This is a genomic window from Enterobacter sp. GER_MD16_1505_Eko_090, from assembly GCF_003331015.1.
Classification (GTDB): domain Bacteria; phylum Pseudomonadota; class Gammaproteobacteria; order Enterobacterales; family Enterobacteriaceae; genus Enterobacter; species Enterobacter roggenkampii.
Genome location: NZ_PUQF01000018.1, coordinates 62,615 through 77,072, shown reverse-complemented (window position 1 = coordinate 77,072; position 14,458 = coordinate 62,615). Strand labels below are relative to the sequence as shown.

Sequence of the window (14,458 nt, the reverse complement as noted above, 5' to 3'; positions counted from 1 at the left end):
TCTGAACCGCGCCCGTGGAAACTTGCATACTTACCCTGATCCTCTGGAATGTACTCCATGCACGGCAATGGAGGATCTCTGCGTTTTCTTGGTTGACGTTCGCAAACTTTGCAAGTCATAAGAACTCCCCTAAAAAATAAAGGCCATACGATATCATGGCCTTTTATCTTATACTTTGTAGCACGTCACCATTGCGCCGCTTTGTGTAAAGCTTCGATATTAGCCATCACTTCACCTCCTGCTGCGGTGCTGCTGGCAGTGGCATCCAGTGTGTAGGAGTCCACGAACCTCCCGGCATTAAGAATCCGCTCTGATGGGCATCAGGATGATACGGCAAGTACGTAGCCCATTTAGTGGCCCAATTGCGACCAAACCAGCAACCAACTATTACTCCGGTCTTAGGCGGAGGCATACGCTCACTGCAAGCCACCCAACCATCCGGAATCACCGGAGAGTTGAGTTGTTCGGAATTACCGAACGACTGAAGCATGGCGGCGCGATAGGCGTTCCAGCCGACAGCTTTTCCGTGTTCAAACGCGCTGTCAAAGTCATCATCCATTTCCATCGCAGCGGGCACAGATACCGGCGCTGGCGGCGCGGTGCGATACAGAAGCACATCACCCATCTCTGTTCTTGATGCTGGCCATACATCGGCATCGGAGCCAGATTTGAGATAATCAAGATTGGACTGGTCGATGACGCACACAGGCTCCGCTTCGAGCGATGCCAGCGCAATACGCGCCAGCTCTGCAATTTCTTCGCCGAGAATAGCCCCGACATTTTCACGTCTGGATAATTCCGTCAGTCTCTCTTTGGTAATTGTGCTCATGATGCCTCTCCTTTACCGGCTGCGGCTGCCATCATTTGCAGATATTCGTCTGCATCCTGAACCCATTGACCACCAACGCCGTAATAACGGTGTGTAACAATGTCGATGGTTGCCATAGGGTCATGCTCAAGCAGTTGGCGCAGAAAGCCTTCGAGTTCGCCAGCGCAGTGTTTCACGACAGGAAGCTTCCCCGGGTGCCGAACGACGAGAAACTGGTTTCCTTCTTCGCGAATTTCATTGCGCTCCAGCTCCGCAATCCGCTCCTCATACCGAGCGCCAACGGAAACTGCTTTATGGAAGGCTTCGCACCATTTGGACGATTGCGCCTGCATCTTCTCCAGCTCATCCAGCAGCGCCAGCACGGTTTCTGGAGTTGAGCAGCGCAGATAGTGGAACCATTCATCCTGGGTATGGTTATCTGTGCTGGCCTTCTCCGCCGCTTCCCGTAATGCGCGTTTGTCGATGTTGCTCATTGGGCGGCCTCCTTGCGAATCTGCTCCCTGAACAAGCGGGCTGAGACGATGATGTCTCTGATGCGTACTGATTTTTCGTCGAACTGCTCACCACCGTTTTTAATATGCGCATCCAGTTCTGCACTGTGATGCCGAATGAAAGCGTTGAGGTCATGCGCCCGCACTTCAGCCAGGAAAGCTTCGGTCGCCGGGGTTTGCAGTTCAGAAAGCATCACAAGCACTGCATCATGCAGGCAGTCATCAGTGTCAAAACCTGCTGCTTTTGTTGACTCGAACCGCTTAGCTCCTGTCTTAAATACGTCTGCAACTACCCATTCCTGTATGCTCTTCAGCCCCGCATTCTCGGCAGCCAGCGCCGCGCATCTGGCTTCACCTTCTTCCGCGCCAGCCTGGTACGCTTCGAACATATGCTGCGTCTTCTCGTGCACAAAGCTTCTGTCGTCTTCCATCGCTGGCGAGCAGCCGTTGTTGTTCTTGGTAAACCACTCGATAAATTTCTGTTTCATACCCCTACCCTCCCCCAAACCATCAATACCCGCTTCATTGCCGCGCTGTTGCGGCACTCCTGAAATATTCCGTTGGTGCAGCTGCGCGCGGTACCAGCCTGTTCTTCCGGCGTCGCCAGGCGATAAGTCACCGTTCTCCAGACCTTGCTCACGCGCACAATCTTCCGGGCCCGCTCCAGATCGATAGCATTCTTCGTGATGCAGTTGATGGTCATGCCGCACTCTGTGGCCACATCCTTCGCGGTGAAGGTCCGGTGCGTTTCGAGATAACGCAGAATTGCCTGTTTACCTTTCATCAGAAGCCCCCTTTCTTTTTCGGCTGCTGCTCGCGCCCGCGGCGTTCTGCGGCTGCGGCCTGCTGGTCTGTGTCGTAAATTGCCCCGTTGATCTGATTGCAATAAACCGTTCCGGTACTGCCATGGCGGTTGAGTCGCAGGATTAACTCAGTTTCTCCCGGCGGCACACTGTCATCGAAAGCACCTTCCCGGTGGATACCAACCCAGTAGTCGCAGTCCTGCTCAATCTGTCCTGTGTCGCGGGAATCACTCGGCAACGGGCGTTTATTCACTCGCTTCTCCAGTTCACGGTTGAGCTGGGTCAGCAGCACGACGACGCAGCCAAGCTCTTTGGCGAGGTTCTTCAGACCTTTGGTGATCATCCCGTACGCCAGGTCATTACGGTCGGCCTTTTCGGCGGTCATCAGCGTTAGGTAGTCAACCAAAATCATGCCTACGCAGCCCTTCTCGCGTTTGATTCGTCGGCTTTCGCTAACGATGTGAGCCAGTGACAGGCCAGGAGTATCGTCGATGTACAGCATGTCGATTTCACTCAATCGCCCGGCTGTAGCGATCGCCTTCTTAAAGTCTCCGTCGTAGTCGCCCTGGTACTGGTCATCGGCGTCATCCGTGGCGGGCATGTAAAAAATGCTCGGGTTAATGCCGGACTTCTGACCAACCAGCTTTTCAAGGATCTGGTCGCCAGGCATTTCGAGGCTGAACATCAGCGCTGGCTTTTTCTCACGAACCGCGCAGTTGATCGCCATCTGCCCGTACAGGGTTGTCTTGCCCATCTTTGGCCTTGCGCCAATCACGAACAGAGAGCCTTTAACCAGACCTTTCGGCGCCAGCAGCCTGTCGAGTGACGGTATGCCGGTGCTCATGCCGCGCTGTTCGCCTGAAGGGTCAAAGCGTTTCTCCAGATCTGCTACCCAGTCATCCATAACCTCGCCAAACGATCTCAACCCACGGCGACTACCGGTTTTTGAATGGTCTGCGAGCTGGGTGAAAATACCCTGAATGGCCTCGTACTTCTGCGTAGCGCTCATGCCGTTACGGGAATACAGCAGCTCAGTAGCTTCGGTCAGGCGGTTGATACCGTAGCGCTCCATTGCGGCTTCCCGGACTGATGCTGCGTAAGCTACGATGTTTGCAGCGCTGGGAGTGTTCTTGGCGATCTCCGCAAGGTAAGCAAAGCCACCCACCTGCTCAGCGAGCCCTTTGCCTTCGAGCGCGTCGAACAATGTCAGACCATCGACTGGCTTGTTGTCGCGGAACATCTGGCGCATCTCGGCAAAGATCAGCTGGTGAGGTCGGCTGTAGAACGACTCAGGCTTGAGCATCGCCAGAACCTTCTGGACTCGCTCGCTGTTGTCATCATCCAGCAGCAGGCCACCGATAACGCTCTGCTCTGCTTCGAGGTTTTGTGGTACAGCCATGAAATCAGCGGTCATCACGATCCCCCTCGCGCACTTCGATGTAGAGCTTTTCGGTCAGGAACTTATCGAATTTCATGCGGCGCCAGGTCTTCCCGGATTTCTGGTCTGGTCGGTCTTCAAGCATCCAGCGGCAGTTCTGAGCGATGTAGCGCAGATAGCTTCTGAAACCGTCCATATCCATCGGCTTGCCGTCCAGGTTGCGGGCAATCTTGTTAGCCTTACCCCAGAAGGTGCGGATTAGATTGCGTCGCTCATCAGTGAGGCATCTCCATCCCCGGGCTTCAGGCAGTTCGTCTTTCAGGCATTGCCATACTTCATCGCATGACAAACGGGACTTTTTCTCTTCAGCGGGTTTCTGGTCATTTGCGACATACTTACTACCGTTAGGTAGTAAGTTATTTAATATATTGTTATCTGTGGACACTGGCTGGACATCGGCTGGACACTCCACCTCCACAGGCATTGGTACGACTGCGTTTGGGCTGGACACCGGCTGGACATCGGCTGGACAAAAATTTGACTGATATTCGTCATATTTGACCACTTTTAGAACAGTAAAACGGTTGTTTGATTTGGTGGTGATCATGCCCAGATTCTGGAATTTACGGAGCAGTGATTTAACGCGATCAGCGGTCAAACCCGTTTCCATTGCCAGCGTGTTTCGCCCGGTAATGAACTCTCCGCGTTCGCAGATCACATCGCCGACATCAGTCGATACCAGTGTCTGTTCGTGATTAGCGCGCAGGAGCAGGTGAACCCATAAATGAGCCGCCTCAGCGTCCTTGTAGAACGGCACATCCATAATTTTACGGTGCAGCAAGGCAAACCCCTTACCGTCATTCGTGCGCGGTTTCTGGAGCCTTCTGGCCTCTCTGGCTTCGGCTAAATTAGATACGTTACCCACGGCCACTCTCCTTACGTTTCAGTTCTTCCAGAATGGCGCGCATCTTCTCTGCCACAATCGGATTAACCGAGCGGATGAAGCGGTCGCGGGTTATGTTTTTATGTACAGCGGTATGGTAATAGCGTGGATTTTTTGCCATTATTCCTCCTGCAATGAGTGCACACGATTTGCATCTGAAGGCCAGTTCTGTTCGCGCAGACTGGCTTTCGCCATTTTTGATACTTCCCATCACATAACCCCCAGCATCGACGTGACCATCGTCATCAGTGGGCCTACCTGCTCCGGCATGAGACGGAACAGCGACGCTATACCCTCGCTTACCTCTTTCAGCTTCTGATGCTCTGGGGCGTCCAGCAGCACGGCCTGTTTAGCCTCTGCGAGTTCTTTCTCGGCCTCAGCCAGGCGAGACATTTTGCAATCGGCACCGATCAGGCGAGTGCGATACTCAACCGGCAGGACCGCCATGATTGCGGGTGTCAGCTGGCGCACGTTCTCGCGGTACTGTTCGGAGTCGAAACGGTTATCCAGGAAGCGAAACAGCTTCTGGCGCGCACGGCTGATGTCGTCAGGAAAGCTGATGGCGGTCCCGCCCTGCTCCCGGTATTCGTTGATGATCAGCGCCGAAACGACATCCTGATTGTCCAGCGCCGACGACCAGGCACGGACCGCATCGCGGATCTTTTCGTGGTCTGGCGCCGCTTTAGCTTGAGCGCGGTTTATCACCGCTCCCGGGTGTATTCCGGTATTGTGTTGATACGCAAGTGAATGCATTGCTTTCCCTTTCGTGGTTAGGCCGCAGTATCACGCGGCGATGCGAATACCAGGCTTTCTTTTAGGACCGGAGCCTGGCGGTGAAAATTCTTCGTGCCTTTCTCGATAGCAGATGCCATTTCTGGAGATGCCCGGCGATTTCCGTAGGCGATCTGGTCCAGGTAACCTGGCGTCGTGTTAGCCAACTTTGCGAGCTGCGCCCATTCGTCGGTAGTGGCGGCCTTGCGCCAGCGGTGTAATTCAGTGCTCATTGGTGTCTCCGGGTGAGTCGTTTGATTTGGAGTTTAGCGTTATGCTAAATACTACGCAAGCATCATTTAGCAATTTGCACATTTATCATTTTGCTAAAAGCAGTAACAATGCAGGTATGGAAAATAAAGAAATCAGAAAAGCCAACCTGGAAGCGCTGTACGAGAAGCGTCAGCACGAGTCTGGAATGACCAAAGCGCAGTTTGCCGAGCTCATCGAGACAAGTCCGGCTGCGCTTAGCCAGCTACTGGGACCAAACCCTCATCGCAATATCGGCGATAAGATGGCTCGCAAAATTGAAGCTGCGCTTGATCTGCCTTTTGGCTGGATGGATGTTTTACACGCCAGTGAAGAACCTTCGAACGTTGCATTTCGAGGACTGAACGAGACAAAAGGAAGTTATCCTGTAATCAGCTGGGTAAGCGCGGGGCAATGGATGGAAGCTGTAGAACCTTATCACCGAAGAGCGATAGATCGCTGGTATGACACGACTGTTGACTGCTCAGAAGATTCATTCTGGCTGGACGTTAAAGGGGATTCTATGACCTCCCCGGCCGGACTGAGCATACCCGAGGGAGCAGCGATACTTGTTGATCCTGAAGTCGAGCCGCGCAACGGAAAGCTGGTTGTCGCGAAGCTAGAAGGCGATAACGAAGCGACCTTTAAGAAGCTTGTAATCGATGCCGGCAGACGCTTCCTAAAGCCCCTTAACCCCGCATATCCGATGCTAGAGGTTAATGGAAACTGCAAAATCATCGGCGTTGTGGTTGATGCCAAAATACTAAACATCCCATAACCTCACGCAAAACCCCTCAAGCCCGCCATCGCGCGGGCTTTTTTACGTCCCGAATTCCTTCGCTGTAAATTTTTAATCGCTTATTAATCAATGCGCTAAATAAAACCATTCAATAATTTAGCATTTTGCTATTGCGCATAATTTAGCATCACGCTAAATTTACCCCATCGAAACGAAACATCGACAGCTGAGCGAAGTTAACCAGCGGCGAAGTGGAGATTCGGTCAGTCGAACGGCGCGACAGTAAACCATGCGTCGGACCATAGGCGGGCTCAGGAAGAGCGGCAATTATGGCAAAGCGAAAGAAAAGATTTATTCCAGTCCATTCGAAGCTGAGTGGGCTGTGCTGAATCAACCCACGCAACAAAGGAGCTTCTATGCGACGGCAAAGCTATATCGCTCACAAATAATCGGTACCACAAATGCTTTCGGAAACCCCGGCGTTGTCGGGGTTTTTGGTGAGTGTTTTGGGCTGGCAGACGGTTATCAGCTAGTTGGTGAGGTAATGGCTCACCAAGGCGACGACGGCCTTCCCTGCTTCATTGTGGGGAGCCAGCGCCAAAGCATTTCTCCCGCATCAGCGGGTAACGACAGAGGGTAAGGCGATGGCAAAAGTTGTTCTGGTCTGGAATCCACAGAAGACAGAGTGTGTCGGTTTTTTAGAGCGAGAACCTGATGGTTCCACTTGGGATTGTGGATCAGATGGTGACGCGGAGCATGCAGCTGGCGGCATGAGATGGAATCCAGCTTCCACTCTCGCCGATAGCTTCAGGGAGCAATACGAAGACGTTGATGACGAATGTTTCATGCAGACCATTGAAGTTGATCAGTCATTAGCCGACGCGGTTGAAAGAGAAGAAGAAGAAGATTAACCCGCTCCGGCGGGTTTTTTATCGGCCATACATAGGCAGATTTTCGAGTCTGCCCATTTATGACAACCGGCGGCCATCCACCGCCAAATTGCTTGAATGTGCGCTTGCGCAGAGGTCTTGTTAACGTTCGGCGGCGCGGCCTTAAGCGCGGAGATGATTATGACAATTGATATCGAATTTAAATGTAAAAGTGCCACGGTAAGCGGTAGCAAATGGGACGTGGTTAACGTCGAGATTGACTCGGTTGACGTACACGAATTGCTCGAAGCTATTGGCGATAAGCGAGTATTCGAAAGTATCGATCTTGATGACTACATCGACTCGGCAGAGTCAGCTGGGCATACCGATGACATTCTGGATCGCCTTGACGCTGATGAAGTAATTGAGTGGCTTCGCAGGAAAGGTCATCTGGAGGCTGAGTCGTGACAGTCATCCACAACGGCAAGCAGTACACCGCCAAAAAGCTCAACGATAACGAGTGGCAGTTGACGTCGGTATCGGCACCGCGTGACAAGCTGACGCTTAACCGCCAACAGATGCATATCGCTGGCCTCCTGAAACAGGTTGAGGTGAAGGCATGATTGGAATGCACTACGGCACCGCATCAGTGCCACGTAGCGAGGTTTTACCGGGCACAATGCTGCAACACCACGGCAAAACTTATCGCGCCTCTGCGAACGTTGAGAAAGGCCTGTACGCATTCAACATCTTCGAAAAAACCATCATCAAAAGTGATTCCGTCGTTGTGCTGCTGAATGAGCGCGGCGAGCCGATGGTTCACTGATACCAACCACCCTATTCAACCGATCGGCCTGGCATTACGCGGGCGGGATCTGCACATCCAAATTTCAGGAGTTCAGCCATGAACGCATACCTCACTTACGACCGCATCGAAGATCGGCGCTGGGTTGAGCAGCAGCTCACCGACGAGAAAGAGAAGTGGATCGACGACCGGGCGCAGAAAATTATCGACATGATGCCAAAAGAGCCGTCTGGCCTCTTCCACTTCACGGTCCCGATTGACTCCAGCCCATACGAAGGACTTCGCAGCGATAAGGCTGGCGAGGCCTACAACGATTTCATTTCGGCAGTTGCTTACGCCCAGGCGGAATACGACTGGCAACACCGTACCGGCTGCCCGTTTTAAGGATGCATGAAATGTCTGAAACTAAAACTCACTACCGAAAAGCTTTTGACTCCCCTTACCTGAGCAGCGCCGATATCGTTGAGCCAACGGTGCTGACGATCGCCCGGGCAACGTTAGAAAACGACAAAACAAAAAAATCCAAAGACGTTTTTAACACCGCTTATTTTGAAGAGCTCGAGCTGCGCCCTGGCGAAAAGCTTAAGCCGATGATTTTGAATGCAACCAATAGCAAGATGCTGAAAAGCATCACCGGTTCCCCCTTCCTTGAGGATTGGATAGGCGTGAAGGTCACTGTTTACGTCGATAAAAATGTCCGGTTCGGAAAGGAATCGGTTGAAGGTCTCCGCTTAAGCCCGGCGCGCGTCACAAAACCGGTGCTTTCGCCGGAAAAAACGCAGGCATGGAATAACGCCAAAGCTGCCTTCAAGCGAGACGGCAACCTTGATGCAGTGCTGGCGAGAATGGATATTTCTCCAGAGCATCGGCGCCTACTTGAGCAGGAGTGTTCATCATGATCTGGCACGACGTCGAGCAAAATGGTGAAGAGTGGGATGCTCTTCGCCTGGGTAAGGCAACCGCGTCCAACTTCGGCCTGATTATGGCTAACGATGGAAAGGCTTTTGGCGAACCAGCCAAGCGTTACGCACTTCAGTTGGCTCTGGAGCAGATTAAGGGATGCAAGTCTGAGTTCGGCTTCTCAAACGAACACATGGAACGCGGGCACGAACAGGAGCCCATTGCCCGCATGCTCTACGAAGAGATGAACTTCGTCGACGTGGATAACGGCGGGTTCTTTGATCACGAAACGTACGGCGACAGCCCTGACGGCCTCGTTGGCCAGGACGGGCTCGTTGAGATTAAGTCGGTCATTGCCGCCACTCACTACTCCACCCTCACCCGCGGCTCCTTCGATCCGGCATACAGATGGCAACTGGTCGGTCACCTTGATTGCTCTGGCAGGGATTGGGTGGACTTCATCAGCTACTGCTCAGACTTCCCGGACGGTAAACAGCTCATCGTCTATCGTCTTACAGCTGCTGAATGTGAAACAGAAATAGCCCGGCTACGCGCGCGCCGAAAAGACTTCCTCGAACTTGTTGCGGACACGAAGCGCCGCATCCTGGAGCTCGAATGAAACGCACACCATTTTACCGCAGGCCCGGGCGAACCGGGCAATTCTCCGGCCTCCGTGAGCGCGTTATCTGGATGATTCAGACGCGCGGCCGCCCGGTAACCGGTAGCGAAATCGCTGAGAAGTTTGGCGTAACGCTGATTGAGTTTAACCGGGTAGCCAACGGCATCACCCGCGGCACCGGACAGATAGCGCAGATCGTTGAATCGGAAAAATGGCTCAACGAGGACGGCATATGCGACCGGACATTCGACCTGGTCACGAAGCCAAAGGTCGTAACGCCGCAAGGCAAATCACGGCTGTTTACCCGGCGCGCCATAGAACAATCGCAGGAAGGTAGACGGCAGGAGTGCATAGCGCGTGCCGCCCGCCGTCGCCGCCTGATTGCTCAAGGCCTCTACATCGACGAAATTGAGTCCATCCTATGACTCACGCTCACGACGACATCAGGGTTGGCACACTGTGCCTTCCCTTCATTGGTAACGGCTGGCTAATGCCATGGGGTGAAGTTGTCAGTAATCCATTAAAGGCGCAGCGCCTCGCTGAGGAATATCGGGAAAGGCAGGAGGCGGCATGAGCAAAGTAGGCGATTATTTCTTTGAGTTCCCTGCGTCGCGCGGCATGCAGGGTAGCACGGCGACTTACATGATCACGGCGCCTGCCCGCGCGCTAACGCGCATACTTGCGTCCGACAATCACGGCAGCACGCTCGAGCGCTCTCAACGCGAAATTAACCAGGCGCGAGTGAAGAAGTTTTACCAGTACCTCGTCAATGCATACCAAAATAAAGAGCCCTTCATCATCCCGCCGCTGGTCGGCAACTGCGACGCGGATATTGAGTTTGAAGAGTTCGGCAATACGAATGTGGGCGTGGCACGCTTCCCTATGGATGCGGTGATCAAGCTGTTCGACGGCCAGCACCGCGCCGCCGGGTTAGCTGAGTTCTGCCGGACTTACGGAGAGCCAATCAGCATCCCGCTGATGCTGACCCATAATCTCCCGCTGAAGGCACGCCAGCAGTTCTTCTCCGATATCAATAACAACGTCTCGAAACCTTCCGCTGCGATCAACATGGCCTATGACGGGCGTAATGAAGTTGCACAGGGGATGGTGACGTTCCTGTCTCAGCACGACACCTTCGCAGAGGTGACAGACTTCGAGCACAACGTCGTACCGGCGAAAAGTAAGTTGTGGGTGAGCTTCAAGGCGCTTAGCGACGCGACGGCCAAGTTTGCCAACGCGGGCAGCAAGCCGCTGGAAATGGGCGACATCGAATCCATCTGGGAGGCCTGGCTGGCCCTGACGCAGATCGAAGCGATTCGCCACGGCACCAGCCAGGCAGACTACAAGCGCGACTACATTCAGTTCCACGCGGTGATGATCAATGCCTTCGGCTACGCCGTTCAGCGGCTGATGGCTGACCACTCAATCGTAGATATCGTCCAGATGATTGAGGAACTGGCGAGCAGTGTGGGCTCCTCTGAGATGGAAGACTTCTTCCTGATTTCGCGATGGGGTGGCGTCTGTGTGAATGCCGAAAAAGACCGTCCAACGATCATTGCCTCCGTTCCGGCGCAGAAATCGGCTGCTGAGCGGCTCGTCAAAGTTATCCTGGCGAAAAGCCTTGAGGAGTAGTTATGACAATGCAGATGCACTCAATGCCCTGGCCTGATTCACAGGCCATTTTTTTGTCCAAAACCTACCTTTACATGAACATGGATGAACTGTGCGCAACGTTACAGCGCACCAAAGCATCTATCCAGATGAAGGCCAGCAGCATGGGTCTTTACCGCTGCGGGAAATTAACCATTGACGATCTGCAACTGATTGAAGCCCTACTTGATGCCGGTCTTGAGCATGCGGCTATCGCAAGAAAGTTCGAGCTCTCCGAGCCTCAGCTAATGAGGGTTCTGGAAACAGAATCCTTTCATTGCGATATCTGCGCCACGTTCTCCGCGTCTATGCGTTCCTCTTACTGGAAATTCGACGGAGAGCCGCAAAGGACTTATAGCTGCTGTCCGGCGTGTTGCCGCGCGATGGTTGAAAGCTTTCACGCAGGACACGATGGGCCGTTGCTGGCACGCAGACGGGAGGCGGCATGACTGATTACACCGGGAGCAACACGCCATCGGATCAGCGCGACCTCTGGCGCACTCCACCAGCCCTCTTCGCTTCCCTTGATGCTGAGTTCTGCTTCCAGCTAGATGCAGCCGCAGCGCGGCATAATGCGCTATGCAGGAAGTTCATCACCGTCGAGCAGAATACGCTGGAAACGACCTGGGCTGATTATCTGAATGTTCCTGGCTACGTCTGGCTGAACCCGCCATACAGCGATATTACACCTTTCGTGAAGAAGGCAGCAGCCGAGATCGCCAATCAGATCGGCACGGTCATGCTGGTTCCGGCAGACACTTCGGTTGGCTGGTTCAAAGAGGCGATCCAGACCGCCAGTGAGGTTCGCTTTATCACTGCCGGGCGGCTCGCATTTATCAACCCGGTCACCGGTAAGCCAGTCAGCGGCAACAATAAAGGGTCGATGCTCATCATCTGGCGACCGTATCCGCGTACACACTGCCACTTTGCAACTGTGGACCGGGACGAGCTTATGGCTTTCGGGACGAAACTTCTCGCCCGCCGGGAGGCCGCATGACACCAGCAAATGAAAACGCCATCCGCGCCGCCTGCCGCCGCTGCACCGAGGAAATCCAGCAGGCCATGCGCAAGAAGCCAAAGCCTAACTGGAACGAAACGGTGCCTCCCATCATCAACAGGCATCACAAGAAAATAGAAGCTCTTGGAGTTAGCCTCCTGGAGTTCGTCGTATACACAGGTCGGCTTAATCGCCGCTTCGGAGTTGAATCGTGACCAAATACGCGAAACTGGATAGCGAAGTGTTAAGCGCTATCGGCGCTCAGCCAACCTCGTTTTCGAAGATATTTAACCCTTCCGTCAGGCAGGAGTGCCTCGTCATTGCTGAGGCAGAAGGAAAGCACCCAATGGACGTCTTCCGCATCCTTGACCGCCGACTCCAGTCGCTCAGGAAGCTTGGTGTCATCCAGCACGTCAAAGGTAAGGGGTGGATTCAGCCATGACATCAGTAATCACGAGGTCGCTATCGCGGCCTTTTTTATTGCTGGCGTTCACCCTCAACCGAATTAACCGACAGTTCCGGGAGCATTGACCATGGACATCATCGATACCGCAGCAGAGATTGAAGAGCTTCAGCGTAACGCTGCCCTTTCCGCTCACCGTATCAACCGTAACGCCGTATCAGCTGAGCGTTGTGAAGAATGCGACGAACCAATTCCCGAGCCGCGACGCGCTGCCGTACCCGGCTGCCAGACGTGCGCCAGTTGTCAGGAGAAATCGAATTGAGGAATAAGCAAAGGGGGATCCAGTGAAAGAGCGCGGAATGATTTTTAACGGCGAGATGGTGCGTGCCATCCTCGACGGCCGGAAGACGCAGACGCGTCGCATCATGAAAAACCAGCCTGCCGGAGATTACCCCGACACCCCAGCCCTAATCAGAAGCGTGGACGGTGGTTTTCAGTGGTACGGACATTACGGAGAAAGCAGAATTTTCAATTGCCCGTTCGGTGCCGTCGGCGACCGCATCTGGGTGCGGGAGACGTGGGCAGATGCTGGAGCCAGTGCGCCGTATCTGAAACTTTATCGCGCGAATTACCCAGCGCATGTTCCATCTCATTACGAGAACGTGCAGCCGGCTTCCGATATTCGCTGGACACCGTCTATTCACATGCCGCGATGGGCAAGCCGCATCACGTTGGAGATTACCGGGGTGCGGGTAGAGCGGTTAAACGATATCAGCGAATGCGATGCAAAAGCTGAAGGGGCTCCGACTGAATGCTGCGTTATTGGCGATAAACACTTCCTTGGTTTCCGTAGCCTGTGGAAATCCATTTACGGTGACGAAAGTTGGCGGTCTAACCCTTGGGTCTGGGTTATCGAATTTAAGGTGGTGCCCAATGTTCAGGATAATCCAGCCTAATACCTGGTACGCCGATCCCCACGGCGCACCCTGCAAAATCCTCCGCGCTACCCACGAAGTAATCCACTACATCCGCAACGGTCGCACCTGCATCGCCAGCATGGGCCGCTTTAACCAGGATTTCGAGCCGCTGACCAAAGCACAGGCCGAGCGGATCGCCGAAGAAATCGAAGCAGCAGAACACCTGAAGAAGCTGCGCGCCCAGCGTGCGGCATGAGGAGAAATTATGGGAAAGATGACGTTCGTATTTGAGTATGAGGACGGTAAAGAGCCACCTGTTAGCGCTGGCATGTCGTTTATGGGTGGGAAGATTGTCGCCGCGTCTTTCCGTGATGCGCTTGAGGACAATGAGCCGATTGATAACGAAATGACAAGCGAAGGGCTGACCGTCGATATCATCGTTGCAGACCTGAGCAATGGCGGCCCAATCAGCAGCGCGCTGACCGGAAACTTCTCGGTGAAGCGGAATGCCCGATCGCAGATCTAACTCACTCAACTGATAGCCAGTTATGAGCTGGCTATTGGGTGCGAAAGCACCACCTCGTGATCCCTTTTGCCCGGCCCCGCGCCGGGCTTCTTTTTACAGGTGACAAAATGAAAAAAGGTTTACTACTACTGGCTGTTCTGGCGCTGTCGGCGTGTGATGTGAATGATGCGGATGTGGCCAGCCGTAACGTCAGCAAAGCCGCGGACAATTTCGAAGCTCAGCGTCGCTTTGTTTTTTATAACGGCATCACCGGCGAATTCATGCTGGAGATCACAGGACTTTGCTCCAAAGACAATACCAGCACCGATCGTACCCTGGGCGTCATCTGCAAGACCGGGCCGGGCGTCTACAAAAAGCACATGCTCGGCCTATCAGATAACGTGACCTGGTTCATGGAAGATCTGAGCGGCACGAACGCCAGCGTGAACCATTATCGCGTCACCTTCAAACCTTCCGTAATCATCCCTGACATCGATATCCGCTAACCACGTTACAGCAGGAGCGCCCCATGCAATCAAACCCCATGACCTGGCTCATCGCCGCAATTATGGCGCTGGGCGCTCTCATCT

Annotated in this window: 27 protein-coding genes and 2 pseudogenes; 20 read left to right on the top strand and 9 right to left on the bottom strand. The window is 53.8% G+C overall.

All coding sequences use genetic code 11. The features are described from left to right. Positions 1-226 precede the first annotated feature (226 nt). From C6A40_RS19100 to C6A40_RS19065, 9 genes are all read right to left on the bottom strand, one after another. Entirely contained in the window at positions 227-829 is a 603-nt protein-coding gene (locus C6A40_RS19100) for a DUF551 domain-containing protein (RefSeq protein ID WP_003859822.1), read from the bottom strand. Beyond that, positions 826-1,302 carry an ead/Ea22-like family protein gene (locus C6A40_RS19095; protein WP_013098083.1) on the bottom strand — a complete coding sequence of 159 codons (477 nt, stop codon included), beginning with the start codon at positions 1,300-1,302 and terminating at the stop codon, positions 826-828. Before C6A40_RS19095 ends, C6A40_RS19100 begins: the two co-directional genes overlap by 4 nt. Then, on the bottom strand, positions 1,299-1,808 hold the full coding sequence (locus C6A40_RS25170; protein ID WP_239991058.1) for a hypothetical protein: 510 nt from the start codon (positions 1,806-1,808) through the stop codon (positions 1,299-1,301). The genes C6A40_RS19095 and C6A40_RS25170 overlap by 4 nt, the downstream gene beginning before the upstream one ends. Continuing rightward, positions 1,805-2,104 carry a hypothetical protein gene (locus C6A40_RS19085; RefSeq protein ID WP_023330689.1) on the bottom strand — a complete coding sequence of 100 codons (300 nt, stop codon included), beginning with the start codon at positions 2,102-2,104 and terminating at the stop codon, positions 1,805-1,807. Before C6A40_RS19085 ends, C6A40_RS25170 begins: the two co-directional genes overlap by 4 nt. Then, positions 2,104-3,537, bottom strand: coding sequence for a DnaB-like helicase C-terminal domain-containing protein (locus C6A40_RS19080; RefSeq protein ID WP_061093221.1), 1,434 nt, complete (start codon positions 3,535-3,537; stop codon positions 2,104-2,106). Before C6A40_RS19080 ends, C6A40_RS19085 begins: the two co-directional genes overlap by 1 nt. After that, positions 3,527-4,426 carry a hypothetical protein gene (locus C6A40_RS19075; RefSeq protein WP_023294192.1) on the bottom strand — a complete coding sequence of 300 codons (900 nt, stop codon included), beginning with the start codon at positions 4,424-4,426 and terminating at the stop codon, positions 3,527-3,529. The genes C6A40_RS19080 and C6A40_RS19075 overlap by 11 nt, the downstream gene beginning before the upstream one ends. After that, a complete protein-coding gene (locus C6A40_RS25120) occupies positions 4,419-4,565 on the bottom strand; it encodes a hypothetical protein (protein ID WP_015571544.1) in 147 nt (48 codons plus the stop codon). Before C6A40_RS25120 ends, C6A40_RS19075 begins: the two co-directional genes overlap by 8 nt. An 89-nt stretch (positions 4,566-4,654) precedes the next feature. Then, positions 4,655-5,197: a toxin YdaT family protein gene (locus C6A40_RS19070; protein ID WP_114191345.1), complete on the bottom strand. Its 543-nt coding sequence runs from the start codon at positions 5,195-5,197 to the stop codon at positions 4,655-4,657. Between the two features lie 17 nt (positions 5,198-5,214). Beyond that, entirely contained in the window at positions 5,215-5,448 is a 234-nt protein-coding gene (locus C6A40_RS19065) for a hypothetical protein (RefSeq protein WP_000102594.1), read from the bottom strand. A gap of 41 nt (positions 5,449-5,489) precedes the next feature. Here C6A40_RS19065 and C6A40_RS19060 point away from each other — a divergent pair, with 41 nt between their 5' ends. The 20 genes and pseudogenes from C6A40_RS19060 to C6A40_RS18965 all read left to right on the top strand — a co-directional run bounded on the left by C6A40_RS19060 (position 5,490) and on the right by C6A40_RS18965 (position 14,374). Next, on the top strand, positions 5,490-6,242 hold the full coding sequence (locus C6A40_RS19060) for a LexA family protein (RefSeq protein WP_114191367.1): 753 nt from the start codon (positions 5,490-5,492) through the stop codon (positions 6,240-6,242). A 605-nt stretch (positions 6,243-6,847) separates the two neighbouring features. Further along, positions 6,848-7,114, top strand: a complete 267-nt coding sequence (locus C6A40_RS19050) for a hypothetical protein (RefSeq protein ID WP_114191343.1) — start codon at positions 6,848-6,850, stop codon at positions 7,112-7,114. Between the two features lie 159 nt (positions 7,115-7,273). Continuing rightward, positions 7,274-7,540, top strand: a complete 267-nt coding sequence (locus tag C6A40_RS19045; protein WP_114191366.1) for a hypothetical protein — start codon at positions 7,274-7,276, stop codon at positions 7,538-7,540. Next, positions 7,537-7,695, top strand: coding sequence for a hypothetical protein (locus C6A40_RS25115; protein WP_193550753.1), 159 nt, complete (start codon positions 7,537-7,539; stop codon positions 7,693-7,695). The genes C6A40_RS19045 and C6A40_RS25115 overlap by 4 nt, the downstream gene beginning before the upstream one ends. After that, entirely contained in the window at positions 7,692-7,898 is a 207-nt protein-coding gene (locus C6A40_RS19040; RefSeq protein WP_001752704.1) for a cell division protein FtsZ, read from the top strand. The genes C6A40_RS25115 and C6A40_RS19040 overlap by 4 nt, the downstream gene beginning before the upstream one ends. A 78-nt stretch (positions 7,899-7,976) precedes the next feature. Continuing rightward, positions 7,977-8,261, top strand: coding sequence for a host nuclease inhibitor GamL (gene gamL / locus C6A40_RS19035; RefSeq protein WP_114191342.1), 285 nt, complete (start codon positions 7,977-7,979; stop codon positions 8,259-8,261). Between the two features lie 11 nt (positions 8,262-8,272). Continuing rightward, positions 8,273-8,471: pseudogene (locus C6A40_RS25025) on the top strand (hypothetical protein). After that, a complete protein-coding gene (locus tag C6A40_RS25020) occupies positions 8,468-8,776 on the top strand; it encodes a hypothetical protein (protein ID WP_161958634.1) in 309 nt (102 codons plus the stop codon). Before C6A40_RS25025 ends, C6A40_RS25020 begins: the two are co-directional and overlap by 4 nt. Further along, a complete protein-coding gene (locus tag C6A40_RS19025; protein WP_058657408.1) occupies positions 8,773-9,396 on the top strand; it encodes a lambda exonuclease family protein in 624 nt (207 codons plus the stop codon). The genes C6A40_RS25020 and C6A40_RS19025 overlap by 4 nt, the downstream gene beginning before the upstream one ends. Next, on the top strand, positions 9,393-9,821 hold the full coding sequence (locus C6A40_RS19020) for a hypothetical protein (protein ID WP_058657407.1): 429 nt from the start codon (positions 9,393-9,395) through the stop codon (positions 9,819-9,821). The genes C6A40_RS19025 and C6A40_RS19020 overlap by 4 nt, the downstream gene beginning before the upstream one ends. Further along, entirely contained in the window at positions 9,818-9,970 is a 153-nt protein-coding gene (locus tag C6A40_RS19015; protein WP_006809793.1) for a DUF1317 family protein, read from the top strand. The genes C6A40_RS19020 and C6A40_RS19015 overlap by 4 nt, the downstream gene beginning before the upstream one ends. Next, on the top strand, positions 9,967-11,028 hold the full coding sequence (locus tag C6A40_RS19010; RefSeq protein ID WP_114191341.1) for a DGQHR domain-containing protein: 1,062 nt from the start codon (positions 9,967-9,969) through the stop codon (positions 11,026-11,028). The genes C6A40_RS19015 and C6A40_RS19010 overlap by 4 nt, the downstream gene beginning before the upstream one ends. A 2-nt stretch (positions 11,029-11,030) precedes the next feature. Further along, positions 11,031-11,495 (top strand): hypothetical protein, encoded by a 465-nt coding sequence (locus C6A40_RS19005; protein WP_114191340.1) that lies wholly within the window; start codon positions 11,031-11,033, stop codon positions 11,493-11,495. After that, entirely contained in the window at positions 11,492-12,043 is a 552-nt protein-coding gene (locus tag C6A40_RS19000; RefSeq protein ID WP_114191339.1) for a phage N-6-adenine-methyltransferase, read from the top strand. Before C6A40_RS19005 ends, C6A40_RS19000 begins: the two co-directional genes overlap by 4 nt. After that, a complete protein-coding gene (locus C6A40_RS18995) occupies positions 12,040-12,258 on the top strand; it encodes a hypothetical protein (RefSeq protein ID WP_114191338.1) in 219 nt (72 codons plus the stop codon). Before C6A40_RS19000 ends, C6A40_RS18995 begins: the two co-directional genes overlap by 4 nt. A gap of 318 nt (positions 12,259-12,576) precedes the next feature. Next, a pseudogene (locus C6A40_RS18985) lies at positions 12,577-12,794 on the top strand (TraR/DksA family transcriptional regulator). A gap of 11 nt (positions 12,795-12,805) precedes the next feature. Then, complete coding sequence (locus C6A40_RS18980) at positions 12,806-13,402, top strand: hypothetical protein (RefSeq protein WP_114191365.1); 597 nt, start codon at positions 12,806-12,808, stop codon at positions 13,400-13,402. Beyond that, a complete protein-coding gene (locus tag C6A40_RS18975) occupies positions 13,380-13,619 on the top strand; it encodes a DUF4222 domain-containing protein (RefSeq protein ID WP_114191337.1) in 240 nt (79 codons plus the stop codon). Before C6A40_RS18980 ends, C6A40_RS18975 begins: the two co-directional genes overlap by 23 nt. Before the next feature lie 9 nt (positions 13,620-13,628). Beyond that, positions 13,629-13,889 carry a hypothetical protein gene (locus C6A40_RS25110; RefSeq protein WP_063137085.1) on the top strand — a complete coding sequence of 87 codons (261 nt, stop codon included), beginning with the start codon at positions 13,629-13,631 and terminating at the stop codon, positions 13,887-13,889. Between the two features lie 107 nt (positions 13,890-13,996). Then, positions 13,997-14,374 carry a beta-sandwich lipoprotein gene (locus C6A40_RS18965; protein ID WP_045281533.1) on the top strand — a complete coding sequence of 126 codons (378 nt, stop codon included), beginning with the start codon at positions 13,997-13,999 and terminating at the stop codon, positions 14,372-14,374. Positions 14,375-14,458: the final 84 nt, after the last annotated feature.